Below are 22,036 nucleotides of genomic sequence, written 5' to 3'. Positions count from 1 at the left end.
TCAAGGCGCGTAGCAACGCTTTGTGCGCGCTCTCCGCGCCCCACGCAAAGCTTCATCGATGACCGCATTCGCTCTCGTCTGTCCGCCCTATTACAGCCATTTGCGGCTGTTCGAGGCCGTGGCGGCGGAGCTTTCGGGGCGGGGGCATGACGTTCACTTCATCGTCAATGGCGGCGCGGGCGAGATGATCGGCCCCCTGGGGAGGGGGATCTTCGTCCACGAGGTCGATGGGCAGCCGCGCGAGGAGCTCGGCGGGATGCTGGCGCGGGCGGCCGGCGGCGGGACGCCGTTTTCGGTTCTTCGCACGGTGCGCGATTCGGCCCGGCTGACCGACGATCTTTGCCGGGGAATGCCGCGCCTTTGCCGTGAGCTTCGTATCGGCGCGATCATCGGTGACCAGATGGAACCGGCGGCGGGCCTCGTCGCGGCCCATCTCGGCCTGCCGCTCGTTTCGCTTGCCTCGGCACTTCCGGTCCATGACGATGCTCGCGTGCCGCTGCCGTTTCTGGGCTGGTCCTACGATCCGAGCGATGAGGGGCTGAAACGCAATCGCGGCGGCGTCGTGGTGGCGGGCTTGCTGCTGTCTCGCCAGAGGAAGACGATCGCCCGCTGGGCGCAGCTCTTCGAGCTGAAGGAGCGCGCGTCGCTCAGCGATTGCCTTTCACAAATTTGTCAGATCAGTCAACTCGTCGAGAGCTTCGACTTCCCGCGCTCGGCCTCGGCGATCCGGCATGGCGTCGGCCCGATCCGCGGACAGGCGGACGAGGAACAGCCGCTGGCGATCCGAAGGTCTGCGGACCGCCCGCTGGTCTTTGCCTCCTTCGGCACTCTGCAGGGGCACCGGCTCGGTCTCTTCCGCAGGATCGCCAAAGCCTGCCGCCTTGTCGGCGCAGACTGCGTCATCGCCCATTGCGGAGGCCTGAGCGAGAGCGAAGCCGGGACGATCGACGCCGCATTCGTCACCGATTTCGTCGCCCAGCGCGCAATGCTCGCCGAAGCCGATGTTTGCGTCACCCATGCCGGCATGAACACCGCGCTCGACGCGCTCGAGGCCGGCAAGCCGATGCTGGCGATCCCGATGGCCTTCGATCAGCCGGGGATTGCCGCCCGCATCGTCCATCACGGCGTCGGCGAGCGGCTGACGCGCGGCCATTTGTCCGTTCGCAATATCGCCCGATGCCTTGAGCGATTGCTCACGCAAGCTAGCTTTAGGGACAATGCGCGCCGCATCGGGCGCGACATCGCGATTTCCGGCGGAGTGACATTGGCGGCTGACATCATCGAGGCGGCGCTTTCGAATGCCCGCGGAGCAAGAGCCGTGGAGGGGCAGGATCACCATGGCCGCCACTGAGGGCGTCGACATCGCGCTCGTCGGGGGAGGTCTGGCCAACGGGCTGATCGCCTGCCGGCTGGCGGAGTTGCGTCCCGAGCTGAAGATCGGGGTCTTCGAGGCCGGGCCGGCCGTCGGCGGCAATCATACGTGGTCGTTCCATGAAGGTGACCTGACGGCGCAGGAACACGCCTGGCTGCAGCCTTTCGTCACCTATTCCTGGTCCGACAACGAGGTGCGGTTTCCCAACCGCCGCAAGCGGCTCGGCACGGGCTATCGCAGCGTCGCGTCGGAACGGTTCCGCGAGCGTCTGGAACAGCGGCTGGGTGGCTCGATCCGCTGCAATGCGCCGGTCAGGGCCGTCAGCCCGACGTCGCTCGTCCTCGACGACGGCACGGCGATCGCCACCGGGGCGGTCGTCGACGGCCGCGGCCATGCCGCCAATTCCCATATGCGCCTCGGTTTCCAGAAGTTTCTCGGCCAGGAGATCGAAATGGCGGCGCCACACGGCGTTGTGCGCCCTGTCATCATGGACGCCACCGTGCCGCAGGCCGACGGTTACCGGTTCGTGTATCTCCTGCCCTTGACCGAGACCCGGCTTTTGATCGAGGACACCTATTATGCCGATGGAGCCGATCTCGATCGCGCCCGGCTGGCCGCGTCCATCGGGCAATACATGAGCGAGCACGGCTGGGAGGCCAGGGCGATCGTGCGGGAGGAGGAGGGCATTCTGCCGATTGCAATCGACGGCGATATCGACGCGTTCTGGGACGACAAGGCCGGCGTTGCGGCATCCGGCCTCGCGGCCGGGCTGTTTCATCCGACGACGGGCTATTCGCTGCCTGACGCCGTGAAGCTCGCCGACCGGCTCGCCGCTCTGCCGGATCACTCCGCCGCGGCGCTCTATGCCGAGACGCGGCGTCATTCTGTCGAGACGTGGAAGGCGCGCGGCTTTTTCCGCATGTTGAACCGCCTGCTCTACTTCGCCGGCGACGCGTCCGAACGCTATCGCATCCTCGAGCATTTCTACCGGCTCGACGCCCCGCTCGTCGCAAGATTCTACGCCGCGCGGCTCAGAACCCGCGACAAGCTGCGGATCCTCACGGGAAAACCTCCGGTCCCCTTCGGAAACGCCATCCGGGTTCTCGCTCGCCATCGACTGACCGGAGAGCTGGCATGAGCAAGACGATCGAGCGGCCCGAAGTCGCCAAGGACGGCGCAGCGAAGCGGGCGGTGGTCATCGGCGCCGGCTTTGGCGGCATCGCGCTGGCGATCCGGCTGCAGGCGGCGGGCATCGAAACCGTCCTCCTCGAAAGGCGCGACAAGCCGGGCGGCCGGGCCTATGTCTACGAGGACGCGGGCTACACCTTCGATGCCGGGCCGACGGTGATCACCGATCCGACCGCTCTCGAGGAGCTGTTCGCGGCGGCCGGTCGAACCATGGCCGACTATGTCGAGCTTCTGCCGGTTTCGCCGTTTTACCGACTGTGCTGGGAGGACGGCCGCTTCTTCGACTACGTCAACGATCAGGCCGAGCTCGATCGGCAGATCCTTGAGTTCGATCCGGCCGACGTCGAAGGATACCGGCGGTTTCTGGCCTATTCGAAGGAGGTCTTCCGCGAAGGCTACGAGAAGCTCGGCACCGTGCCGTTCCTGTCCTTCCGCGACATGGTTCGCGCCGGGCCCCAGCTCGCCCGGCTTCAGGCGTGGAAGAGCGTCTATTCCAAGGTCTCGGACTTCATCCAGGAAGAGCATCTTCGCCAGACCTTCTCCTTCCACTCGCTCCTCGTCGGTGGCAACCCCTTCGCGACATCGTCCATCTACGCGCTGATCCACGCATTGGAGCGAAAATGGGGGGTATGGTTCCCGCGAGGGGGAACCGGTGCGCTCGTCTCGGGCCTCGTCAGGCTGTTCACCGACATCGGCGGGCGGATTGAACTGTCCGCCGAAGTTTCGGAAATCGAGATGTCAGAGGGCAGGGCGTGCGGCGTCCGGCTGAAGGACGGCCGGCGTTTCGGCGCCGACATGGTCGCCTCCAACGCCGATGTCGTCCACACCTACGGCAATCTGATGAGCGGCAGCGCGCGCGGCGAGCAGCAATCGAAGCGTTTGAAGAAGAAGCGCTTTTCCATGTCGCTCTTCGTCATCTATTTCGGGTTGAAGACCCACCGGCCGGACATCCAGCATCACACCGTGTGCTTCGGCGCGCGCTACCGTGAGCTGATCTCGGAGATTTTCAACGGCAAGGACCTGCCGGGCGACTTCTCGCTCTATCTGCACAATCCCTGCGTCACTGACCCGTCGCTGGCGCCTGATGGGGCAGGGGCGTTCTACGTGCTTTCCCCGGTCCCGCATCTCGGCAATGCCGACATCGACTGGGAAAAGGACGGCCCACTCTACCGAGACCGGATCCTGGACTATCTCGAGGCGCGCTATATTCCCGGATTGCGGGCCGATCTCGCCACCTGCCGCATCTTCACGCCGGCCGATTTCAAGTCGGAGCTGAACGCCCATCTGGGCTCTGCCTTCTCGCTTGATCCGGTGTTGACCCAGAGCGCCTGGTTCCGTCCGCATAACCGCGACGACAAGATCGCAAATCTCTATTTCGTCGGGGCCGGGACCCATCCGGGAGCCGGCGTTCCCGGCGTCGTCGGGTCCGCCAAGGCGACCGCGGGGCTGATGATCACGGAAACGGCACGCTAGCAAGATGTCGATCGCCACCGAACCGATGCGGCCTCCGCATGCTTGCGCCGACAGGGAGGAACTCGCCGCGCTCGCCGAAGACACCATCGCCAAGGGATCGAAGAGCTTCGCCGCGGCCGCCAGGCTGTTCTCGCCGGAGATGCGGCGCAGCGCGATGATGCTCTACGCCTGGTGCCGCCATTGCGACGATGTCATCGACGGCCAGCAGCTCGGCTTTAGCAGACGCCCGGTGGCGGAGATGCGCGAACCGATGCAGCGGCTCGGCGAGCTTGCGATCGACACGCTGAGAGCCCTCGACGGCGACACCGCGCTCCACCCCGCTTATCTCTCGGTCGCCGACGTCGCTCATCGCCACGGCCTGCCACGCGCATTGTTGATCGAGCATCTCGAAGGCTACCGCATGGATGTCGACGAGACCCGCTACGAGACGATCGAGGAGACGCTCGGCTACTGCTACCGCGTCGCGGGGGTGGTGGGCGTCATGATGGCGATCATCATGGGCGTGAAACGCGAGAGCGTCCTCGATCGGGCGAGCGATCTCGGCATCGCATTCCAGCTGACCAACATCGCTCGCGATATCGTCGACGATGCGAGAGCCGGCCGGGTCTACGTGCCGGCTGAGTGGCTGAGCGAGGCCGGGCTGGAGGCCTCGGATCTGGCGAACCCCGCCCGGAAGGGCGACGTCGCCAAGCTCGCGGCTCGACTGGTCGATCATGCCGAGCCCTATTACCGCTCGGCCTTCCTTGGTCTGAGCGGTTTGCCGGCCCGCTCGGCCTGGGCCGTGGCGACGGCCCATGGCGTCTATCGTCAGATCGGCCTCGATGTGAAGGCAAAGGGGCCGCAATCCTTTGGCACGCGCGTTTCGACCAGCCGGGCGGCCAAGCTGCGCCATCTTTTTCTCGGCGCGGTCAAGGTCGTCGTCACGCGGGTGCCGCTTCCGTTGAAGCGGCCGCAGACCTTGTGGACCCGGCGACGCCGCCGTCCGGCAGACGCGCCGCGCAGCCCGGGCGACCGCAGGATTCGCCCCTGACGCTGCGGGCGGGCTTACGCTTTGTCGTCACAGGGAGCTTGATCCGCGGGCGCTTCGCCCGGCGGCAATCACAGCGAGAAACCGCCGCGGGTCGGTCCCCCGTCCCGGCGACTACGCCCTTGCCCGCCGCTCTTCGGCGACGGTGCCGCGTTGGCGCAGCTCCGCGGAGAGTTTTTCGACCGGCGGCGCATAGAGGAAACCGAAGGAGACGCAGCCGTCCTTGCCTTCGACGGCGTGGTGCAGCCTGTGCGCCTGCACCAGGCGCTTGGCATAGCCGCGATGGGGAATGGACCGGAACGGCCAGCGCTGATGCACCAGCCCGTCGTGAACGACGAAGTAGAAAATCCCGTAAAGCGTAATGCCGACAGCGACGGCGAAGACCAGCGGATAACCCTGTGATCCGACGACGAATAGGATGATGGAAAGGATCGAGAACACCACGGCGTAGAGATCGTTCTTCTCGAAGAAGCCCTCGGTCTCCTCGTGATGGGACTTGTGCCAGCCCCAGCCGAAGCCGTGCATGATGTATTTATGCGCCGCCCAGGCGACGCCTTCCATCACCAGGAAAACGCCGATCGCGATGGCGGCGAGGCCGAGAAATTCGATCAGGCTCATATGTTTCTCCATCGGGCATTCCTGCCATCGGCCCGGCCATGCGAGGCGTCGGACCGTGACCTCCGCCTTATTTGGCGCCGACGTCCACCCGGCGCATCGTCGCCGGCGCCGATCCAGGAAGCGCTTCTGCGAAGATGAAGTCGACACAGCCATGCATCAAGCTCTTCGGCCCGACGGATTCGTCGAGATAGGCGTGGGCTTTTGCCACATGGCCCGCGATCCGCTCGACCACCGAGTCGCTGCCGATGACCGACCCGATGGTGGATTTGCCGATGTCCTTGCCGACGTCCTTGCCGGTCCGGCCGGCATTGCCGACGAGATCGAGGAGGTCGTCGAGAAGCTGGAAGGCATGTCCGAGTTCGCTGGCGAAATTCCGAAGGGCGAGGCGGACCGTCTGGTCGGCGCCCGCGATAACGGCGCCGATCTCCACCGCCGCCGAGAACAGGGAGCCCGTCTTCAGGCTGTTGGTCGCGGCGATGTCGCTGACGTTGCGCTGGTGAGCGCCGTCGCGCAGATCGGCGAACTGGCCGGCGACGAGACCGGAGACCCCGACGGCGCGCGTCAGGATCACGACACTTTGCGCGCGCACCTCGTCGCTGGCACCGGAAAGCTTCGCCAGCGTTTCGAAGGCACCCGAGAGCGCGGCGATCGCGGCCAGGATGGCGACGTCCTCGCCATAGGAGGCGTGGACCGCGGGACGGCCGCGCCGCAGGGTCGCGTCGTCCATCGACGGCAGATCGTCGAGGGTGAGGGACGCTGCATGGACCATCTCGATCGCGCAACCCGCATCGACGGCGGTCGCCACGTCGCCGCCGAGATCCGCCGCGATCATCACCGTCATCATCGGCCGTAGCCGCTTGCCCGGCGCAAGCACGCTGGCTTCGATCGCTTCGTCGAGCGCGGTCTGGCCGGGCAGCGCGCGCGGCACCAGCCGGCGCAAGCGGTCTTCGATCATTTCCCTCTGCGAGGCGAGGCTGCGCTTGAGCTCGGGCGTCATGGCGCCACCGTCGCTTTGCTGGCAGAACCGGGCATTGCTTCGGGGCAGTCGCTCGCGCATTCTGCGCAAGCCGATGTCGTCTTCAACTGCATGAATGGTCCCTGGCGGATTTCTCGATGATCTCTTAGCGGGAAATACGATCTGCCGACAGCCATATGTCTTTCTCCGCCCTGGCTGGAAGCTTTCGTGGCTGGACACTTTCGTTCGATCACGCGACCCCGATTTTCCGTATCGTTGCAAACGATTGAGCTATCGACAATAGCGTGACGGCGAGGATGCGGCAGCCGCAAGGGACCTGTCTGCGACGATTGGACACTAATGTTTGATGACGGATATGCGATGAGTGACGACGGCGCGCCTTCGAAAGCCTCCGACATCGCGGGGCGTAAAAGCGATCACATCGACATCGTGCTTGCCGGCGCCAGCGCGCAGCCGCGCGGCCGCGCCACAACCGGGCTCGACGAGATCCGGTTCGAGCATTGCGCGCTGCCGGAAATCGCGCTCGGCGCAATCGATCTGTCCGCGCAGTTCCTCGGCCGGCGGCTGAAGGCGCCGCTCCTGATCTCCTCGATGACCGGTGGGCCTGAGCGTGCGGCGAGGATCAATGCCCATCTGGCGGAAGCTGCGCAGGAACTCGGCATCGCGCTTGCCGTCGGCTCGCAGCGAATCGCCATCGAGGGGCGGGCAAGCGGCGGGCTCGACGCGCAACTGCGCCGTCTGGCGCCGTCCGTTCCGATCCTTGCCAATGTCGGGGCGGCGCAGTTCGGTCTCGGCTACGGCGTCGCGGAGGCCATGCGTGCAGTCGAGATGATCGAGGCCGACGCGCTGATCGTCCATCTCAACCCGTTGCAGGAAGCCGTCCAGGCCGGAGGTGACACCGACTGGCGCGGGATCTTCGCACGTATTGGAGAGATATGCCGGGGGGTGAGTGTGCCGGTCGTCGTCAAGGAGGTGGGCGCGGGAATCTCGGCGCGCCTTGCGCGAAGGCTCGTCGAGGCGGGCGTTCACGCGATCGACGTCGCCGGGGCCGGCGGCACCAGCTGGGCGGCGGTGGAGGCCGAGAGAGCCGTTGACCCGCGCCTCAGAAAGACCGCCATGGTCTTTGCCGACTGGGGCATCCCGACCGCGCGGGCGATCGCCGAGGTGCGGACATCCTGTCCGGGGACGCCGCTGATCGGATCGGGCGGGCTCAAGACCGGCCTCGACGTTGCCAGAGCCATCCGCCTCGGCGCCGACATTGGCGGCCAGGCGGCGGCTTCGCTGGCGGCGGCGGATCTGTCGTCGGAAGCTGCGGTTGCGCATTTTGCCGGCGTCATCGAAGAGTTGAGGATCGCCTGCTTCTGCACGGGTTCGGCCGATCTCGCCGCCTTGCGCAACGCGCCGCTCATCGATCCGCCAGGATTCGTTCCTTCGCAAAGTGATCCTGCGTAAACGTCGATCTACCCCGCACCGACCGCCTCGGCCGGATGAAGCCTCTGCAGGACCGGCAGATGGTTGGCGCCGCGCTCGACCAGAAAGGCCTTGAACGCCTTTTCGGCGGGGGCGGCGATCCTGTCCTGGCGGCAGACGGCATACCATTTGCGCTGGATCGGCATCTCGGCGACGTCGAGCACCGCAAGCCGGCCCATTTCCACCTCGAAGGCGATCGTGTGGGCGGAGATGAAGGCGATGCCGAGATCGGCCATCACCGCCTGCTTGATGGTCTCGTTCGATCCCATCTCGACGCTGCGGGCAAAGAGTCGATCCGTCTTTCCGGCGAAGAAGCCTTCCAGTGCTGCGCGGGTGCCCGAGCCGTGCTCGCGGATGATGATCGTCTCTTCGAGCAAGCGATCGCGACGGATGCCGTGCTGACGGGTCAGGGGATGCGCGGGATCGGCGATGATCACCAGCGGATGGTCGCCGAAAAAGGTCGAATCGACCGGGAAGTCGAGCGGAGGACGGCCCATCAGGGCGATGTCGAGCTTGTAGTTCTTGAGTTCGGCGACGACCTCGTGGCGATTGCCGACCGTGAGACGGACCTCGATTTCCGGATAGAGCCCGAGAAACGCGGCGATCAGTCTCGGCGCGAAGTATTTTGCCGTCGAGACGACGCCGAGATTGATCGTTCCCGAGCGGACGCCCTTGATCGAATCGATCTCGTCGGAAAGCGCACGAAGGCTCGTCTCGATGGAGTTGGCCGCGGCCAGAACCGCGCGGCCGGCCACCGTCAGCCGCATCCCGTCGCTCGTCCTGTCGAACAGGGCGAGACCGGCGTCTTCCTCGATTTGCTTCACCTGCAGGGTCACCGCCGGCGCCGTCAGCCCTAGTTTCCTCGCCGCGGCGGCAATCGTGCCGTGGCGGCTGATGGCCTGTATCGAGCGCAACTGGCGAAGAGTGAGGTTTCGCATGGTCATGTAGTTAGGTTGATTTACGGAATGCGTAAAGATAATAAATTTTACTTAGCCAATGAGGGTGCCCCTGCTCATCGACACCGAGCAAGCGAGGCGCACAATTTTGCAGCCCAATGGAGGATCACATGGCTTCGTCTCTCGACGCCCATCTCGAATCGGAATGTGGCGAAGACCCTCTGAAGCGGCAGGTCGGAGACACCATCCGTCATCTTGCCGGCGCCGCGATCAAGCTGGCCGACAAGATCGCCGCCGGCGGCGACGGCATGGGGCAGGCGCAGGGCGCGACGAATGCCGGCGGCGATGTCCAGAAGGAGCTCGACGTCATTGCCGACAAGGTCTTCATGGAGGCCGCCGAGGCCTCGCCGCTCGCCTTTTTCGGCTCGGAGGAGCAGGACGACGCGGTCGCCCTGAAACCAGACGCCAATCTGGCGATGGCGATCGATCCCTTGGACGGCTCGTCCAACATCGAGACCAATGTCTCGATCGGAACGATTTTTTCCATCCTGCCGGTCGAGGACGAGCATCGCGCCGATCCGTCGCGGGTCTTTCGCCAGAAGGGATCGCGGCAGCTCGGCGCCGGCTTCTTCATCTACGGGCCGCAGCTCCTTCTCGTCATGTCGATGGGCAACGGCACCCACACCTTCATCCATGCGCCGGGCCGCGGCGAGTTCATCGCGCTGAAGATGTCGATGACGATGGGCGAAAAGGCCGGCGAGTTCGCCATCAACGCCTCGAACTACCGCCATTGGGACCAGCCGATCCGCAGCTATATCGACGATCTTCTGGCCGGCAGCGAAGGCCCGCGCGAGCGCGACTTCAACATGCGCTGGGTCGGGTCGATGGTCGCCGACTGCTACCGCATTCTCCTGCGCGGCGGGGTGTTCCTCTATCCGGGTGACGGCCGCAAGGGCTATGCCAAGGGCCGTCTGCGGCTGGTCTACGAGGCCAACCCGATCGCGCTGTGCGTCGAGAATGCCGGTGGCGGGGCGACCGATGGAACGACGCGGATCCTCGATATCGAGCCGGAGGGTCTGCATGACCGTACGCCGCTGGTCTTCGGATCGGCGCGCGAGGTCGAGCGTGTGGCGAGATACATCGCCGATCCGTCCGCACTTGCCGAGCGCTCGCCGCTGTTCGGCAAGAGGAGCCTGTTCCGGACTTAGGCGAGATGAGGCCGGCGCGTTGGGAGGCGCGCCGGAATCGGGGAGGAAACGCGATGTCCGCAAAGCATCCGATCATCGCCATCACCGGCTCGTCCGGCGCGGGCACGACGTCCGTGAAGAATATCTTCGACCAGATTTTCCGCCGCGAGCATGTCCGCGCCGCCTTCATCGAGGGGGATGCCTTTCATCGCTACGACCGGGAGGCGATGAAGGCCAAGATGCTCCAGGAGGAAGCCGCCGGAAATCGCGACTTCTCGCATTTCGGCCCCGAGGCGAACATCCTGGAAAAGCTGCAGGAGGTGTTTCGCAATTTCGGACAAAAGGGCCTGGGCGAGACCCGTCACTACATTCACGACCGTGACGAGGCCGAACTCTACGGCGCCGAACCCGGCACGTTCTCGCAATGGGCGCCGCTCGAGGAAAGCGACCTTCTGTTCTATGAGGGCCTGCATGGCTGCGTGAAGACCGAGACCGTCGATCTGGCTCCGCTCGTCGATCTCAAGATCGGGGTCGTGCCCGTGATCAATCTCGAATGGATCCAGAAAATTCACCGTGACAAGGCGACGAGAGGCTATTCCACGGAGGCCGTGATGGACACGATCCTGCGGCGCATGCCCGACTATGTGAAATATATCTGCCCGCAATTTGCCCGCACCGACATCAACTTCCAGCGCGTCCCCGTGGTCGATACGTCCGATCCGTTCATTGCGCGCTGGATCCCGACACCGGACGAATCGATGATCGTCATCCGTTTTGCCAAGCCGCGCGGCATCGATTTTCCCTATCTTCTATCTATGATTCACGGGAGCTTCATGTCTCGCGCCAACTCGATCGTTGCGCCGGGCAACAAGCTCGACATAGCAATGCAGCTCATCCTGACGCCGCTGATCCTTCAGCTGATGGAAAAAAAGCGCCGCGCAACATGAGTTCGAACACGAATTCCAAGGAAGACAACATGTCTCATTCCGCCGAAAACATGCCCCACGACATGGCGGGCGTCTCGCTGCGCGACATGGCCAATGCCATCCGTGCTCTGTCGATGGACGCCGTCCAGAAGGCCAATTCCGGCCATCCCGGCATGCCGATGGGCATGGCAGACGTTGCGGCCGTCCTGTTCTCGAAATTCCTGCGCGTCGATCCCACCAAGCCCGACTGGCCGAACCGCGATCGCTTCGTCCTGTCGAACGGCCATGGCTCGATGCTGCTCTATTCGGTCATGCATCTCCTCGGCTTTCCGGAAATGACGATCGAGGAGATCGAGAATTTCCGCCAGCTGGACAGCCGGACCGCCGGCCACCCGGAATACGGCCATGCCGCCGGTATCGAGGCGACCACCGGGCCGCTCGGCCAGGGCATCACCATGTCCGTCGGCATGGCGCTCGCCGAGCGCATGCTCGCCGCCCGCTTCGGTGACGATCTCGTCGATCACTACACCTACGTCTTCTGTGGCGACGGCTGTCTGATGGAGGGCATTTCCCACGAGGCGATCGATCTCGCCGGGCATCTGAAGCTGAACAAGCTCATCTATTTCTTCGACGACAATCACATCTCCATCGACGGCGACACCAAGCTCTCGACCTCGATCGATCAGAAGGAGCGCTTCGAGGCCCATGGCTGGAACGTCTTCGAGGTCGATGGCCATGATCCCGATGCCATCGAGAAGGTGATCGTCGAGGCGAGAAAGAGCGACAAACCGGCCTTCGTCGCCTGCCGCACCATCATCGGCTACGGCGCGCCGAACCTGCAGGGCACCGACAAGGTGCACGGCAGCGCGCTCGGCAAGGACGAGGTCGCGGCGACGCGCAAGAACATCGGCTGGACGTCGGAGCCCTTCGTCATTCCCGAGCCGATCACCGCAGCCTGGCACAAGGCCGCCGAGAAGGGGCGCGAGGCTCGGGAAGCCTGGGAGAAGACCTGCGAGGCCGCGCCGAACAAGGCCGCCTTCGAGGCCCAATACGCGACGACGCTGCCGGAAAACCTCGCCGATCTCATGGCCAAGGCGCGCGCCGACATCGTCACCGAAAAGCCGAAGGTCGCGACCCGCAAGGCGTCGGAAATGGCGCTCGAGGTGATCAACGGTGCGAGTGACCTGACGATCGGCGGCTCGGCCGATCTGACCCCCTCCAACAACACCAAGACCAAGGGGCTCGAGGACATAAAGCCGGGCGAATATGCCGGGCGCTACGTCCGCTACGGCATCCGCGAGCACGGCATGGCAGCGGTGATGAACGGCATCGCGCTGCATGGCGGCTTCGTGCCCTATGGCGGCACATTCATGTGCTTCACCGACTATGCCCGCGGCGCGATCCGCCTGTCGGCGCTGATGGGCATCCGCGTCGTCTATGTCATGACCCATGATTCCATCGGCCTCGGCGAGGACGGTCCGACCCACCAGCCGATCGAGCATCTGGCGATCCACCGGGCGACGCCGAACCTCCTCCTGTTCCGGCCGGCCGATGCCGTCGAGACCAACGAGGCCTGGGAGATCGCCATGGGCGAGACCAAGCGTCCCTCCGTCATGGCGCTGTCGCGCCAGGGCGTGCCGACGGTGCGATCGGGCTCGGTCTCGGAGAATCAGACCCGCAAGGGCGCCTATCTTCTGAAGGATCCGGGCGCGGTTCGCGACCTGACGATCCTTTCCACCGGCACCGAAGTCGAGATCGCCGTCGAGGCGGCCAGGCAGCTGGAGGAAAAGGGCCTGAAGGTCGCGGTGGTCTCCATGCCCTGCTGGGAGCTTTTCGAGGAGCAGGACGCGGCCTATCGCAAGTCCGTCCTCGGCTCGGCGCCGCGCATCGCCATCGAGGCGGCGGCACGGCTCGGCTGGGACCGCTGGATCGGCGAGGACGGCCGCTTCATCGGCATGACCACCTTCGGCGCTTCGGCGCCGGCGCCGGAAGTCTATGAAAAGTTCGGCATCACGGCCGACGCCGTCGTCGAGGCGGCCGGCGAGATGCTGCGGCAATAAGCCAGAACATGAAGCGAAGGGCCGGCTGAACCAGCCGGCCCCTATCGTGGAGAAGAGGACCGGCATCGTCGTGCCTCCGGCGCGATGATGGAACGCGCCAGCCGCCGCGCCCATGGCGATCGCGACACCCGCATGCTCCTCTGGAGCCCTCATCCTGTGGCGCGAGCGGAGCGAGCCTCGAAGGGTTAAGGCGCGCCGCGACATCGACCGCTGCGTGCCCCCATGGTCGAAGACGTTGCGGTCCGCCGGCCGTTCCTGCAAAAGCGCCGCGAGAGCGCAGACCATGTTCACCTGCGGGCGGTGAAAGAGGAGAGACATTCATGAGCCGACCGATCGTCATCGCCCCGTCCATCCTTTCGGCGGATTTTTCCCGGCTCGGCGAAGAGGTCGCGGCGGTCGACCAGATGGGGGCGGACTGGATCCATCTCGACGTGATGGATGGGCATTTCGTCCCCAACATCACCTTCGGCCCGCCGATCGTCAAAGCGATCCGCGCATCGTCGCCGAAGGTGTTCGACTGCCATCTGATGATCGAGCCCTGCGACCCCTATATCGAGGCCTTCGCCGAGGCCGGCTGCGACATCATCACCGTCCATGCCGAGGCGACGACCCATCTCGACCGCTCGCTCCAGGCGATCAAGGCGACGGGCAAGAAGGCCGGCGTCGCGCTCAACCCGTCGACGCCCGAAAGCGTCATCCAGTATGTCCTCGACCGGCTCGACCTCGTCCTCCTGATGACCGTCAATCCCGGCTTCGGCGGCCAGGCCTTCATCCCCGCCGTCTGCGACAAGATCGCCCGGGTGAAGGCGATGATCGGCGACCGTCCGATCGACATCGAGGTCGACGGCGGCATCACGCCACAGACCGCGCCGCTGGTCGCCGCCGCCGGGGCGAACGCCCTCGTCGCCGGTTCGGCCGTGTTCAAGGGCGGGACGCCGGCCGACTACGAGCGCAACATGGCGGCGATCCGCGATGCGGCGTTTGGGGCGGTGTCGTAGGGTTGCGTGAGTCGCGGTCGATCCCGCGCACATAAGAGCTGCACGCAAGCGCCCCACCCATCCGCTTCGTCATCCCGGGCTTGACCCGGGATCCATTCCAAACCATCGACGCTGCAAGGGCGGCCGACAGCTATCTCATTGTCTATTCTGTATCGAAGAGATTTTTCAGATGCAGAGGAACGGGTCCCGGGGCAGGCCCGGGATGACGAAGCTTTGAGGGGGCTGCGAGCCTGTTCAGGCTGTCTGCGGCGGAAACCCGATCGGCCAGGTCTCGCGCCCCCCGCAATCTCAGGATCAACGGGCGCCGACAGCCTGCAGCCAACCGCTCATCCCTCGCTTTTCACCCGCTCGCTCTCGCCCTGCAGAAGGTCGATCAGCTTCGAGGCGTCGGCCTTGGTCAGCTGGTCGTCGAAGGGATGGCCGGTCTCCTCGCAGAGCGTCTTGAGGTAGGAGGCCTGCGCGCCGGTCATCGGCTCGCCGCCCGTCGTCCAGTCGGACGGGTCCTTCTCGGTGTTCGATCCGGTGTCGGTCTTGGCGTCTGTCTGGCTCATGGTTCATCTCCGGTTTGATCTGGTTGTTCCGGAAATGTTCCGTGCACCGATTGGTTCCGGAGACAGGCTCGGGCGCTCGTGTCACCCAATATGGATCGCCGCGAGGGATCGCGTCGGCAACTTATCGCCTTGCTGATCAGGCGCCGCTGAGCAGCCAGCGCAAAGAGGGGCGCGAGCTTGTACGACTCGTCATTCTCGGGCCCCGTCCCGAGAATCCAGGGGCGCTTGCCAAAATCGCCGGCCGCTCGCGTCTTCGTTGCGTTGAAACGGATTGTGCCCCACGGCTCCTGGATTCTCGGGACGGAGCCCGAGAATGACGAAGTGGTGAGGGCGGCGCCATCCAATCCAGCGCCCGCGCATGTCTCGATGCAACACCGCCCGTCGCCCGCATCACCCCTTCATCGCCTTTTCGGGATCGACGCCGGCCAGTTCGCAGACATAGGCGAACTCGGCCTCCGTCACCGGCTGGACCGAGAGGCGCGAATTGTTGACCAGCACCATGTCCTTCAGCTTCGGCTCGGCCTTGACCTGCTCCAGCGACACCGGCTTGGGCACGTCCATTACGGCCTTGATGTCGACGCACTCCCACTTGGCGTCGTCGGCGGTCGAATCGGGATGGGCTTCCTTCACCACCTCGACGATGCCGACGATCTCCTTGCCCTCGTTGGAGTGGTAGAAGAAGCCGCGATCGCCGACGCTCATCTCGCGCATGAAATTGCGGGCCTGATAATTACGCACGCCCGTCCATTCCTCGCCGGCCGCGCCCTTTTCCTTCTGCTGGTCCCAGGACCAGGTGGCCGGTTCCGACTTGTAGAGCCAATAGCGCATCTTACGCGGCATCCGGGTTGTTGACGGTCCAGTTCCAGCGGGTGACGGCGACGTTGGAGAAGAGGCCGGCCTTGGCATAGGGGTCGGCCGCGGCGATCGCCCGTGCGGCATCGAGCGTCTCGGCCTCGACCACCACGAGGCTGCCGGTCGGCTTTTCGTCTTCGCCGAGGAAGGGGCCGGCGAATTTCAGGGTGTCGCCGAGGCCTTTCAAATGGGCCAGATGGTCCGGGCGGGCATCCATGCGGACGTCCAGATGGTCGGCCTTGTCGGTGCAGATGATGGCGTAGAGCATGGCGGGTCCCCGAGGTTTGGCCGGCGCGCAAGCCTCTCTGCGAAGCTGCGGCCGACGGGAAGGATTTCGATCAAGGAGCTATCGAAAGCGGAGAAGGCTTTCAACCGACTTCGCGTTTCAGCGGCCTTGCCAGGAGCCGCTGGACGGCCTCGTCCACCGTCAGCTCGCGCTCGAGGACGGCCGCGACGGTCTCGACGATCGGCGCCTCGATGCCCGATTGCTGCGCCAGACGAAGGGCGATCGCCGCGGTGTAGACGCCTTCGGCGAGCTTGAGGTTCGACAGATCCTCGCCCCGCCCGAGGGCGGCGCCATAGGCGAAATTACGCGATTGCGGTGATGAGCAGGTGAGAACGAGATCGCCGAGTCCTGAGAGGCCCATCAGCGTTTCCGCCCGGCCCCCGAGCGCTTCGCCGAGCCGCCGGAGTTCGACGAAGCCGCGGGTGACGAGGGCGGCCTGGGCGGAGGCGCCGAGGTTGCGCCCGCTGACGATGCCGGCGGCGAGTGCCAGGACGTTCTTCAGGGCGCCGCCGGCTTCGACGCCGGTGAGATCGTCGCTGGCATAGCAGCGGAAGGTCCCGCTGGAGAGTTGCCGGGCCAGAGCGTCGGCAGCGTCGGCGTCTGTTGCCGCGACGGTCACCGCCGTCGGCAGGTCGCGCGCGACGTCGCTGGCAAAACTCGGACCCGACAGCGCGGCGACCGGGTGGGGCGCGAGGGGGCCCGCGACGAGTTCCGACATGAATCGGCCGGTCTGCCGCTCGATGCCCTTGGCGCAGAGAACCAGTGTCGCACCGGGTGCAAGATGCGGCTCGAGGCTCGCGGCCACGCCGGCAAGACTCTGGGAGGGGACGACGAGCAGGACGAACTCGGCGTCCGCCAGCGCCAATTCGGGATCATCGGTGGCCTGAATTGCCGGGGGCAGGGCTATGCCCGGAAGGTATCGCCGATTCTCGTGATGCTCGTTGATTGCGGCAAGGCTGCTGGCGTCGCGCCCGACGAGATGGACGGTTTGGCCGCCTCTGGCATGGAGGGCGGCGAGCGCCGTGCCCCAGGCGCCTGCGCCGACGACGGCGATCCGGCTCATGCCTTGGCTCCCCTTCGGCCATGGCCGACCAGCGGCGCGGATTTCTCGTCGAGCGGCCAGCGCGAGCGGACGGCGGCGTCGAGCGGATCGGTCAGCCCCGCCTCGAGCCGTTCGAGCCCGGCATAGGCGATCATCGCGCCATTGTCCGAGCAAAGGACGAGCGGCGGCGCAACGAGCCGCGCGCCGGCCGCCATGCATTCGGCAAGGAGCGCTGCGCGGATCGCCTGATTGGCGCCGACGCCGCCGGCAACGCCGAGGACGGGGTTGGCGAGGCCGGGGAACTCGTCGCGAAACCTTGCCAGCGCCCGGCGAACCCGGTCGGCCACGGTTTCGGCGGCGGCGAGCTGGAAGGCTGCGCAAAGATCGGCGACGTCCCCGTCGGAAAGTGGCGCGTTCGCTTCGGCGACGAGGCGGAGCGCCGTCTTCAGGCCGGAGAAGGAAAAGTCCAGCCGGGCCTCTCCTTTCATCGGCCGCGGCAGGGAAAAGCGCTTCGGATCGCCCGACGCCGCCATTTTCTCGACATTGGGCCCGCCGGGATGGGGCAGGGACAGGAGCTTTGCCGTCTTGTCGAAGGCTTCGCCGAGCGCGTCGTCGATGGTCGTGCCCCAGCGCTCGTAGTCGCCGAGGCCGCGCACCAGAAGGATCTGGCTGTGGCCGCCGGAGACGAGCAGCAGGAGATAGGGATAGGCGATGCCGTCCGACAGGCGCGGCGAAAGGGCATGGCCCTCGAGATGATTGACCGCGACGAAGGGCAGACCGCGCGCTGCGGCGATCGCCTTGCCGGTCATCGCCCCGACCAGAAGCCCGCCGACGAGGCCGGGGCCGACGGTCGCCGCGACGGCATCGACATCGTCGAGCGTCGCACCGGCGTCTTCGAGGGCGGCGCGAACGATCCCGTCGAGCGCCTCGACATGGGCTCTGGCCGCGATTTCCGGCACGACGCCGCCGAAGGCCGCGTGCTCGCTGATCTGAGACAGGACGACGTTCGACAGGATCTCGGCGCTGCCATCCGAGGAGCGGCGAACGAGCGCAGCCGCGGTCTCGTCGCAGCTCGTCTCGATGCCGAGAATGGTCCCGCCGGTCATGGATTGCGCAGTCTGTGTCATCGGCGTGGCTTCAGTTCCTGGCGAGCGGTGCGGACGCTTCGGTGGTTTCGGCGGCCATCTGGCCCGCCCTCGGCTCGTCGACAGGAGCGTCGGTGGCCGGGGGCAGGGCGGTTCGGCGCGACCGGAGATTGCTCCTTGCCCTTGATCACGCCATGCTATGCGCGATCTCATCGCGTGATGGCAAGGCGGGGACCGCTGCGCTGGTGGTGCGCCGGCCGAGACGAAGACGGACGCACGTCGCAAGACGACGCGTGTGCCAGGACCTATTGGGGAGTGAGCTTGAGCGATACGAAAATCCGAATCGGGACGCGCGGCAGCCAGCTGGCGCTGGCTCAGGCCAGCGAGGTTCGCGCCCGGCTGATGGCGGCGCACGACCTGCCGGAGGACGCCTTCTCGATCGACGTCATCTCGACCTCGGGCGACCGCATTCTCGACCGGCCGCTTTCCGAGGTCGGCGGCAAGGGGCTTTTCACCAAGGAGATCGAGGCGGCGCTCCTCGATGACCGGATCGACCTCGCCGTGCACTCGTCGAAGGACATGGCGACGGGCTTGCCGGACGGTCTGGAAATTTCGGCCTTTCTGCCGCGTGAGGACGTGCGCGACGTCTTCATCGGCCGTGCGGCGAAGACGATCGCCGAGCTTCCAGAGGGCGCGACGATCGGCTCCGCGTCGCTGCGGCGGCAGGCGATGCTGAAACGCATGCGCCCCGATCTCGACGTCATCATCTTTCGCGGCAACGTGCAGACCCGGCTGAGGAAGCTGGAGGAAGGGCAGGCCGACGGCACACTGCTCGCCATGGCCGGCCTCAATCGGATGGACATGCAGCATCTGGCGACCGAGATCCTCGATCCCGAGGTTTTTCCGCCGGCTCCGGGGCAGGGAGCGATCTGCATCGAAAGCCGGATCGGCGACGAGAGGGTGAAACGGCTGGTCGAAGCGATTTCCGACCGGCCGACGACGATCGCTTTGACCGCCGAGCGCGCCTTTCTGGCCGAGCTCGACGGGTCGTGTCGCACCCCGATTGCCGCTCATGCCAGGATCGCCGGCGACGGGACCTTGTCGCTGCACGGCGTGATTCTGACGCCCGACGGCAGCGAGATGCACGAAACGCGCCGCGAAGGCGTCGTCGAGGATGCCGAGCTGATCGGCAGACTTGCGGGCCGGACGGTTTTGGAGGCTGCCGGCCCCGGCTTCTTCGACGGCTGGGCCGGCTGAGGACCGGGGAGGCTGCCTTGTCGCGCGTCCTGATCCTGCGTGAGGCCGCGGAGGCGGAGCGGACCGCCGTCACCCTTGCCGGCCTCGGCCACCAGCCTTTGATCCTGCCGCTCGAACGCACGGTGGATCTCGATCCGGGCCGGGGTGGAGCCTTCGAGGCCGATGACCTTGCCGGTTTTGCCGCAACGAGCGCCCGGGCCGTTCCGGCGCTCGGCAAGCGGTTTGCGGGGGATGGGCGCCCGCTGCTCGCCGTCGGTGCGGCGACCGCTCTTGCCGGCGAAGCTGCGGGTTTCGGCAATGTTCACGTCGCAGGTGGGGCTGCGTCGTCGATGGGCGAGTTGGCGCTTAGCGCCGGGATCAAGGCAGGCGAGACGCTGCTTTATGCCGCCGGCCGCCGCCGGACCGGTACGCTCGAGGCCTCGCTTGCGAAGGTCGGCATTCGGTGTGTGATCGAGGAGGTCTACGACATCGTCCCGGTCAGCCTGTCCGAAGGCGTCGTGCGCAGCGTCTTTGCCGGTGGTCCGCCGGACTTCGTGCTGCTTCTGTCGGCCGGGCAGGCGGAAGGCTATGGCCGCCTCACTGACGAAATGCCGCAACTGTTCCGGCCGTCGCCGCGCCTTCTGGCGCTGTCCGTCCGTGTTCGCGATGCTTTGCCGCAATCTCTGCGAGAGGGGGCGGCCATTTCGACCAAGTCGAGCCTTGCATCGCTTTTCGAACTTATCGACTAACCTACATGACGTTGGCAGGTGAACTCGGCGCTTGCGCCATGCGTGCGAATGAAGGACCAATGAGCTTGGAAGAAATGGTGGCACCGGACATGAGCGGCGAAGGTGCCTCCTGGACCGCAAGCATGGAGCTGACGCTATGACCAATCGTCCCCGGCGATCCCGACCGAACAAGACGCGTGGCCAGACGATCGATCTCAAGGCGGAAAAGAAAGCGACAGTGAGCGAAGGCGAGAAGACGACGACGGCGCAAGCCGCCAAGACCGACAGGCCCGCATCCGGTCGCGCGCCCGCAGCCGGCAGTGTTGGGGGCGCCGCCGCCATCGCGCCGGCGGGAGCCGGCTCCGTCGCTCCGGCGAAGGCCGATCTCACGACGCCTGCCCGCGCATCGGCGAGCGGCGGCGGGACGAAGCCCGCCCCGAGTGCCACGGCCGCAAGTGCCGCCGCGTCCCGTGTTTCCATGGCGAGCGCGCCGTCGAAGGCGGGCGTCGCAAGCTCGCTCGCCAATCCCGACAAGGGACGCATCGGCGGTGCAGCTCCGCTCGCCGGACCGTCGCGAACGGCGGCTGCGAGCATCAGCCCCGCGGGCGCCGCGTCGTCTGCCGCGGCGTCTCCGGTCGGGGCGCCGGCCAAGAGCGAGGCGCGAAGTTCGTCGGCCCGTGCCGCTGATGCCACGCCGTCACCGACGCCCACGCCGGCGACCGCCTCGTCGGCCGCGGCAGGCGGCAAGGCGTGTTCGAGCGCTTCCTCCGTCGCGTCCGGCAGTACGGCTGGCAAAACATCATCGACCTCCACGGGCACCACGATGCCCGGCTCGCCACCACCGCCCAATCGCTCGGGCGGTGTCGGCATGGGCGGTGTTCTGGGGGCCGCCGTCCTAGGCGCGGTGCTGGCGCTCGGCGGTGCATGGATCCTGACGGCGAATGGTCTTTTGGGCGGTGCCGCGACCAACGCGCCGGCGACGGCCGACAACGACTATGCGACGGCGTCTTCGGTCGACGACGTTCAGGCCGAGATCGCCAAGCTGCGCGACGAGCTGTCGGCTTCGGCCGGGAATGGTGGCGGGACGGTCGATCTTGCGCCGATCGAAGAACGCATCGCCGCGCTTGAAAGCACGACGGCGGATATTGCCGCGATCAAGCAGACGGCCGACACGGCCAGCGAGACCGCCACGGCATCGCAGCAGGCCGTCGCCGGCATCAAGGCGACCAGCGACAAGGCCTCCGCCGACGCCGGGAACGCGGTGCAGCAGGCATCGGCGGCCAGTCAGGCGGCCGAGGCGTCGCGGCAGGCCGCGTCAGGGGCTGTCGAAACCGCCAACACCGCACAATCGACGGCCCAGTCGGCGCTGGATAAGGCAAATTCCGCCGCCAGCGCGGCGAGTGCCGCGAACGAGGCGGCCTCTTCTGCCAATTCCAAGGTCGACAACGCCATGTCCGATCTTCAGGAGCGCATTGCCGCGATCGAGGCCGCGAACAAGCGGGCCGAGATCGCGCTTGCGGCGGCCAATCTGAAATCCTCGATCGATACGGGCGGGCCTTTCGCCCGCCAGCTCGAGACCTACGCCGAGACGGCCGGTTCCACCGAGGCGACCGGTAGCCTGAGGACCTTTGCTGCCGATGGCGTTCCCACCGAGCGTCAGCTCGCCGCGCAGTGGCCCGATGTCGAGACGAAGATCGCGGCCGCACTGTCGCCACCGCAAACGAACGCTCCCGTCGGCGATCAGGTGCTGGCCGGGCTCCGCTCGCTGGTTCAGGTTCGTGCATCGAAGACGCCGCCGCCGTCCGACACGAGTGACAGTGCGATCCTCGCCCGGCTCGACGCTGCGATCGATTCCGGCGATCTGAAGGGCTTTTCTTCCGAGTGGGAGACGCTCCCCGACGATGCCAAGTCCGTCAGTGCCGATTTTGCCGACAAGGTGAAGGCCCGCATGACGGCGCAGGGGATCGTGGCTTCGACCCTCGAGGGCGCTCTTACCGGATCGCAGCCTGCTTCATCTGACACGCCGGCCGCCGCCGAACCCGACAACCAGGGTTAGCCCCAGGAT

Annotated in this window: 20 protein-coding genes; 12 read left to right on the top strand and 8 right to left on the bottom strand. The window is 66.1% G+C overall.

What is annotated here, in order from left to right:
• The first annotated feature begins 58 nt into the window (after positions 1-58).
• From J6595_RS04510 to J6595_RS04495, 4 genes are read left to right on the top strand one after another with little or no spacing between them, the layout of a single operon-like run.
• On the top strand, positions 59-1,351 hold the full coding sequence (locus J6595_RS04510) for a glycosyltransferase (RefSeq protein WP_209593242.1): 1,293 nt from the start codon (positions 59-61) through the stop codon (positions 1,349-1,351).
• Positions 1,338-2,510, top strand: a complete 1,173-nt coding sequence (gene crtY / locus J6595_RS04505; protein WP_209593241.1) for a lycopene beta-cyclase CrtY — start codon at positions 1,338-1,340, stop codon at positions 2,508-2,510. Before J6595_RS04510 ends, crtY begins: the two co-directional genes overlap by 14 nt.
• Positions 2,507-4,033, top strand: a complete 1,527-nt coding sequence (locus J6595_RS04500) for a phytoene desaturase (RefSeq protein WP_209593240.1) — start codon at positions 2,507-2,509, stop codon at positions 4,031-4,033. The genes crtY and J6595_RS04500 overlap by 4 nt, the downstream gene beginning before the upstream one ends.
• 4 nt (positions 4,034-4,037) lie before the next feature.
• The gene (locus J6595_RS04495) at positions 4,038-5,063 is read left to right on the top strand and encodes a phytoene/squalene synthase family protein (protein ID WP_209593239.1); all 1,026 of its coding nucleotides are present in this window, start codon (positions 4,038-4,040) and stop codon (positions 5,061-5,063) included.
• Between the two features lie 111 nt (positions 5,064-5,174).
• Here the strand turns inward: J6595_RS04495 and J6595_RS04490 are convergent, their stop codons facing one another.
• Positions 5,175-5,678: a sterol desaturase family protein gene (locus J6595_RS04490; protein WP_209593238.1), complete on the bottom strand. Its 504-nt coding sequence runs from the start codon at positions 5,676-5,678 to the stop codon at positions 5,175-5,177.
• A 67-nt stretch (positions 5,679-5,745) separates the two neighbouring features.
• Positions 5,746-6,675 carry a polyprenyl synthetase family protein gene (locus tag J6595_RS04485; protein ID WP_209593237.1) on the bottom strand — a complete coding sequence of 310 codons (930 nt, stop codon included), beginning with the start codon at positions 6,673-6,675 and terminating at the stop codon, positions 5,746-5,748.
• Positions 6,676-7,014: 339 nt separating this feature from the next.
• On the opposite strand from J6595_RS04485, the gene fni reads away from it, so the two are divergent.
• A complete protein-coding gene (gene fni / locus J6595_RS04480; RefSeq protein ID WP_209593236.1) occupies positions 7,015-8,106 on the top strand; it encodes a type 2 isopentenyl-diphosphate Delta-isomerase in 1,092 nt (363 codons plus the stop codon).
• Between the two features lie 8 nt (positions 8,107-8,114).
• Here the strand turns inward: fni and J6595_RS04475 are convergent, their stop codons facing one another.
• Positions 8,115-9,062 (bottom strand): LysR family transcriptional regulator, encoded by a 948-nt coding sequence (locus tag J6595_RS04475; protein ID WP_209593235.1) that lies wholly within the window; start codon positions 9,060-9,062, stop codon positions 8,115-8,117.
• Positions 9,063-9,190: 128 nt separating this feature from the next.
• Here J6595_RS04475 and J6595_RS04470 point away from each other — a divergent pair, with 128 nt between their 5' ends.
• From J6595_RS04470 to rpe, 4 genes are all read left to right on the top strand, one after another.
• Positions 9,191-10,228: a class 1 fructose-bisphosphatase gene (locus J6595_RS04470; protein WP_209593234.1), complete on the top strand. Its 1,038-nt coding sequence runs from the start codon at positions 9,191-9,193 to the stop codon at positions 10,226-10,228.
• A gap of 53 nt (positions 10,229-10,281) precedes the next feature.
• Positions 10,282-11,154, top strand: coding sequence for a phosphoribulokinase (locus J6595_RS04465; RefSeq protein ID WP_209593233.1), 873 nt, complete (start codon positions 10,282-10,284; stop codon positions 11,152-11,154).
• Between the two features lie 29 nt (positions 11,155-11,183).
• On the top strand, positions 11,184-13,193 hold the full coding sequence (gene tkt / locus J6595_RS04460) for a transketolase (protein ID WP_425342124.1): 2,010 nt from the start codon (positions 11,184-11,186) through the stop codon (positions 13,191-13,193).
• A 320-nt stretch (positions 13,194-13,513) separates the two neighbouring features.
• On the top strand, positions 13,514-14,191 hold the full coding sequence (gene rpe / locus J6595_RS04455; RefSeq protein WP_209593232.1) for a ribulose-phosphate 3-epimerase: 678 nt from the start codon (positions 13,514-13,516) through the stop codon (positions 14,189-14,191).
• A gap of 326 nt (positions 14,192-14,517) precedes the next feature.
• Here the strand turns inward: rpe and J6595_RS04450 are convergent, their stop codons facing one another.
• The 5 genes from J6595_RS04450 to tsaD all read right to left on the bottom strand — a co-directional run bounded on the left by J6595_RS04450 (position 14,518) and on the right by tsaD (position 18,028).
• Entirely contained in the window at positions 14,518-14,742 is a 225-nt protein-coding gene (locus J6595_RS04450) for a DUF3072 domain-containing protein (protein ID WP_209593231.1), read from the bottom strand.
• A gap of 390 nt (positions 14,743-15,132) precedes the next feature.
• Positions 15,133-15,570, bottom strand: coding sequence for an EVE domain-containing protein (locus tag J6595_RS04445; RefSeq protein WP_209593394.1), 438 nt, complete (start codon positions 15,568-15,570; stop codon positions 15,133-15,135).
• 1 nt (position 15,571) lies between these two features.
• Positions 15,572-15,862, bottom strand: a complete 291-nt coding sequence (locus J6595_RS04440) for a YciI-like protein (protein WP_209593230.1) — start codon at positions 15,860-15,862, stop codon at positions 15,572-15,574.
• A gap of 100 nt (positions 15,863-15,962) precedes the next feature.
• On the bottom strand, positions 15,963-16,943 hold the full coding sequence (locus J6595_RS04435; RefSeq protein ID WP_209593229.1) for an NAD(P)H-dependent glycerol-3-phosphate dehydrogenase: 981 nt from the start codon (positions 16,941-16,943) through the stop codon (positions 15,963-15,965).
• Complete coding sequence (tsaD, locus tag J6595_RS04430) at positions 16,940-18,028, bottom strand: tRNA (adenosine(37)-N6)-threonylcarbamoyltransferase complex transferase subunit TsaD (protein WP_209593393.1); 1,089 nt, start codon at positions 18,026-18,028, stop codon at positions 16,940-16,942. The genes J6595_RS04435 and tsaD overlap by 4 nt, the downstream gene beginning before the upstream one ends.
• Positions 18,029-18,328: 300 nt before the next feature.
• On the opposite strand from tsaD, the gene hemC reads away from it, so the two are divergent.
• From hemC to J6595_RS04415, 3 genes are all read left to right on the top strand, one after another.
• The gene (gene hemC, locus J6595_RS04425; RefSeq protein ID WP_245197608.1) at positions 18,329-19,264 is read left to right on the top strand and encodes a hydroxymethylbilane synthase; all 936 of its coding nucleotides are present in this window, start codon (positions 18,329-18,331) and stop codon (positions 19,262-19,264) included.
• Between the two features lie 17 nt (positions 19,265-19,281).
• A complete protein-coding gene (locus J6595_RS04420) occupies positions 19,282-19,992 on the top strand; it encodes a uroporphyrinogen-III synthase (RefSeq protein WP_209593228.1) in 711 nt (236 codons plus the stop codon).
• Positions 19,993-20,209: 217 nt separating this feature from the next.
• Positions 20,210-22,027: a mitofilin family membrane protein gene (locus J6595_RS04415; protein WP_209593227.1), complete on the top strand. Its 1,818-nt coding sequence runs from the start codon at positions 20,210-20,212 to the stop codon at positions 22,025-22,027.
• Positions 22,028-22,036: the final 9 nt, after the last annotated feature.

Origin of the sequence: Jiella mangrovi, assembly GCF_017815135.1 — a bacterium.
GTDB lineage: Bacteria > Pseudomonadota > Alphaproteobacteria > Rhizobiales > Rhizobiaceae > Jiella > Jiella mangrovi.
Note: the sequence above shows the minus strand (reverse complement) of the source record. Positions and strands in the feature narration are given on the sequence as shown.

Bases quoted from the DNA above. Each gene is read 5' to 3' on its own strand.
- rpe (WP_209593232.1), top strand. From the start codon at position 13,514: ATGAGCCGACCGATCGTCATCGCCCCGTCCATCCTTTCGGCGGATTTT.
- J6595_RS04485 (WP_209593237.1), bottom strand. From the start codon at position 6,675: ATGACGCCCGAGCTCAAGCGCAGCCTCGCCTCGCAGAGGGAAATGATC.
- J6595_RS04440 (WP_209593230.1), bottom strand. From the start codon at position 15,862: ATGCTCTACGCCATCATCTGCACCGACAAGGCCGACCATCTGGACGTC.
- J6595_RS04475 (WP_209593235.1), bottom strand. From the start codon at position 9,062: ATGCGAAACCTCACTCTTCGCCAGTTGCGCTCGATACAGGCCATCAGC.
- J6595_RS04470 (WP_209593234.1), top strand. From the start codon at position 9,191: ATGGCTTCGTCTCTCGACGCCCATCTCGAATCGGAATGTGGCGAAGAC.
- tkt (WP_425342124.1), top strand. From the start codon at position 11,184: ATGTCTCATTCCGCCGAAAACATGCCCCACGACATGGCGGGCGTCTCG.
- J6595_RS04445 (WP_209593394.1), bottom strand. From the start codon at position 15,570: ATGCGCTATTGGCTCTACAAGTCGGAACCGGCCACCTGGTCCTGGGAC.
- J6595_RS04490 (WP_209593238.1), bottom strand. From the start codon at position 5,678: ATGAGCCTGATCGAATTTCTCGGCCTCGCCGCCATCGCGATCGGCGTT.
- J6595_RS04495 (WP_209593239.1), top strand. From the start codon at position 4,038: ATGTCGATCGCCACCGAACCGATGCGGCCTCCGCATGCTTGCGCCGAC.
- J6595_RS04450 (WP_209593231.1), bottom strand. From the start codon at position 14,742: ATGAGCCAGACAGACGCCAAGACCGACACCGGATCGAACACCGAGAAG.
- tsaD (WP_209593393.1), bottom strand. From the start codon at position 18,028: ATGACCGGCGGGACCATTCTCGGCATCGAGACGAGCTGCGACGAGACC.
- crtY (WP_209593241.1), top strand. From the start codon at position 1,338: ATGGCCGCCACTGAGGGCGTCGACATCGCGCTCGTCGGGGGAGGTCTG.
- fni (WP_209593236.1), top strand. From the start codon at position 7,015: ATGAGTGACGACGGCGCGCCTTCGAAAGCCTCCGACATCGCGGGGCGT.
- J6595_RS04510 (WP_209593242.1), top strand. From the start codon at position 59: ATGACCGCATTCGCTCTCGTCTGTCCGCCCTATTACAGCCATTTGCGG.
- J6595_RS04435 (WP_209593229.1), bottom strand. From the start codon at position 16,943: ATGAGCCGGATCGCCGTCGTCGGCGCAGGCGCCTGGGGCACGGCGCTC.
- J6595_RS04465 (WP_209593233.1), top strand. From the start codon at position 10,282: ATGTCCGCAAAGCATCCGATCATCGCCATCACCGGCTCGTCCGGCGCG.
- J6595_RS04500 (WP_209593240.1), top strand. From the start codon at position 2,507: ATGAGCAAGACGATCGAGCGGCCCGAAGTCGCCAAGGACGGCGCAGCG.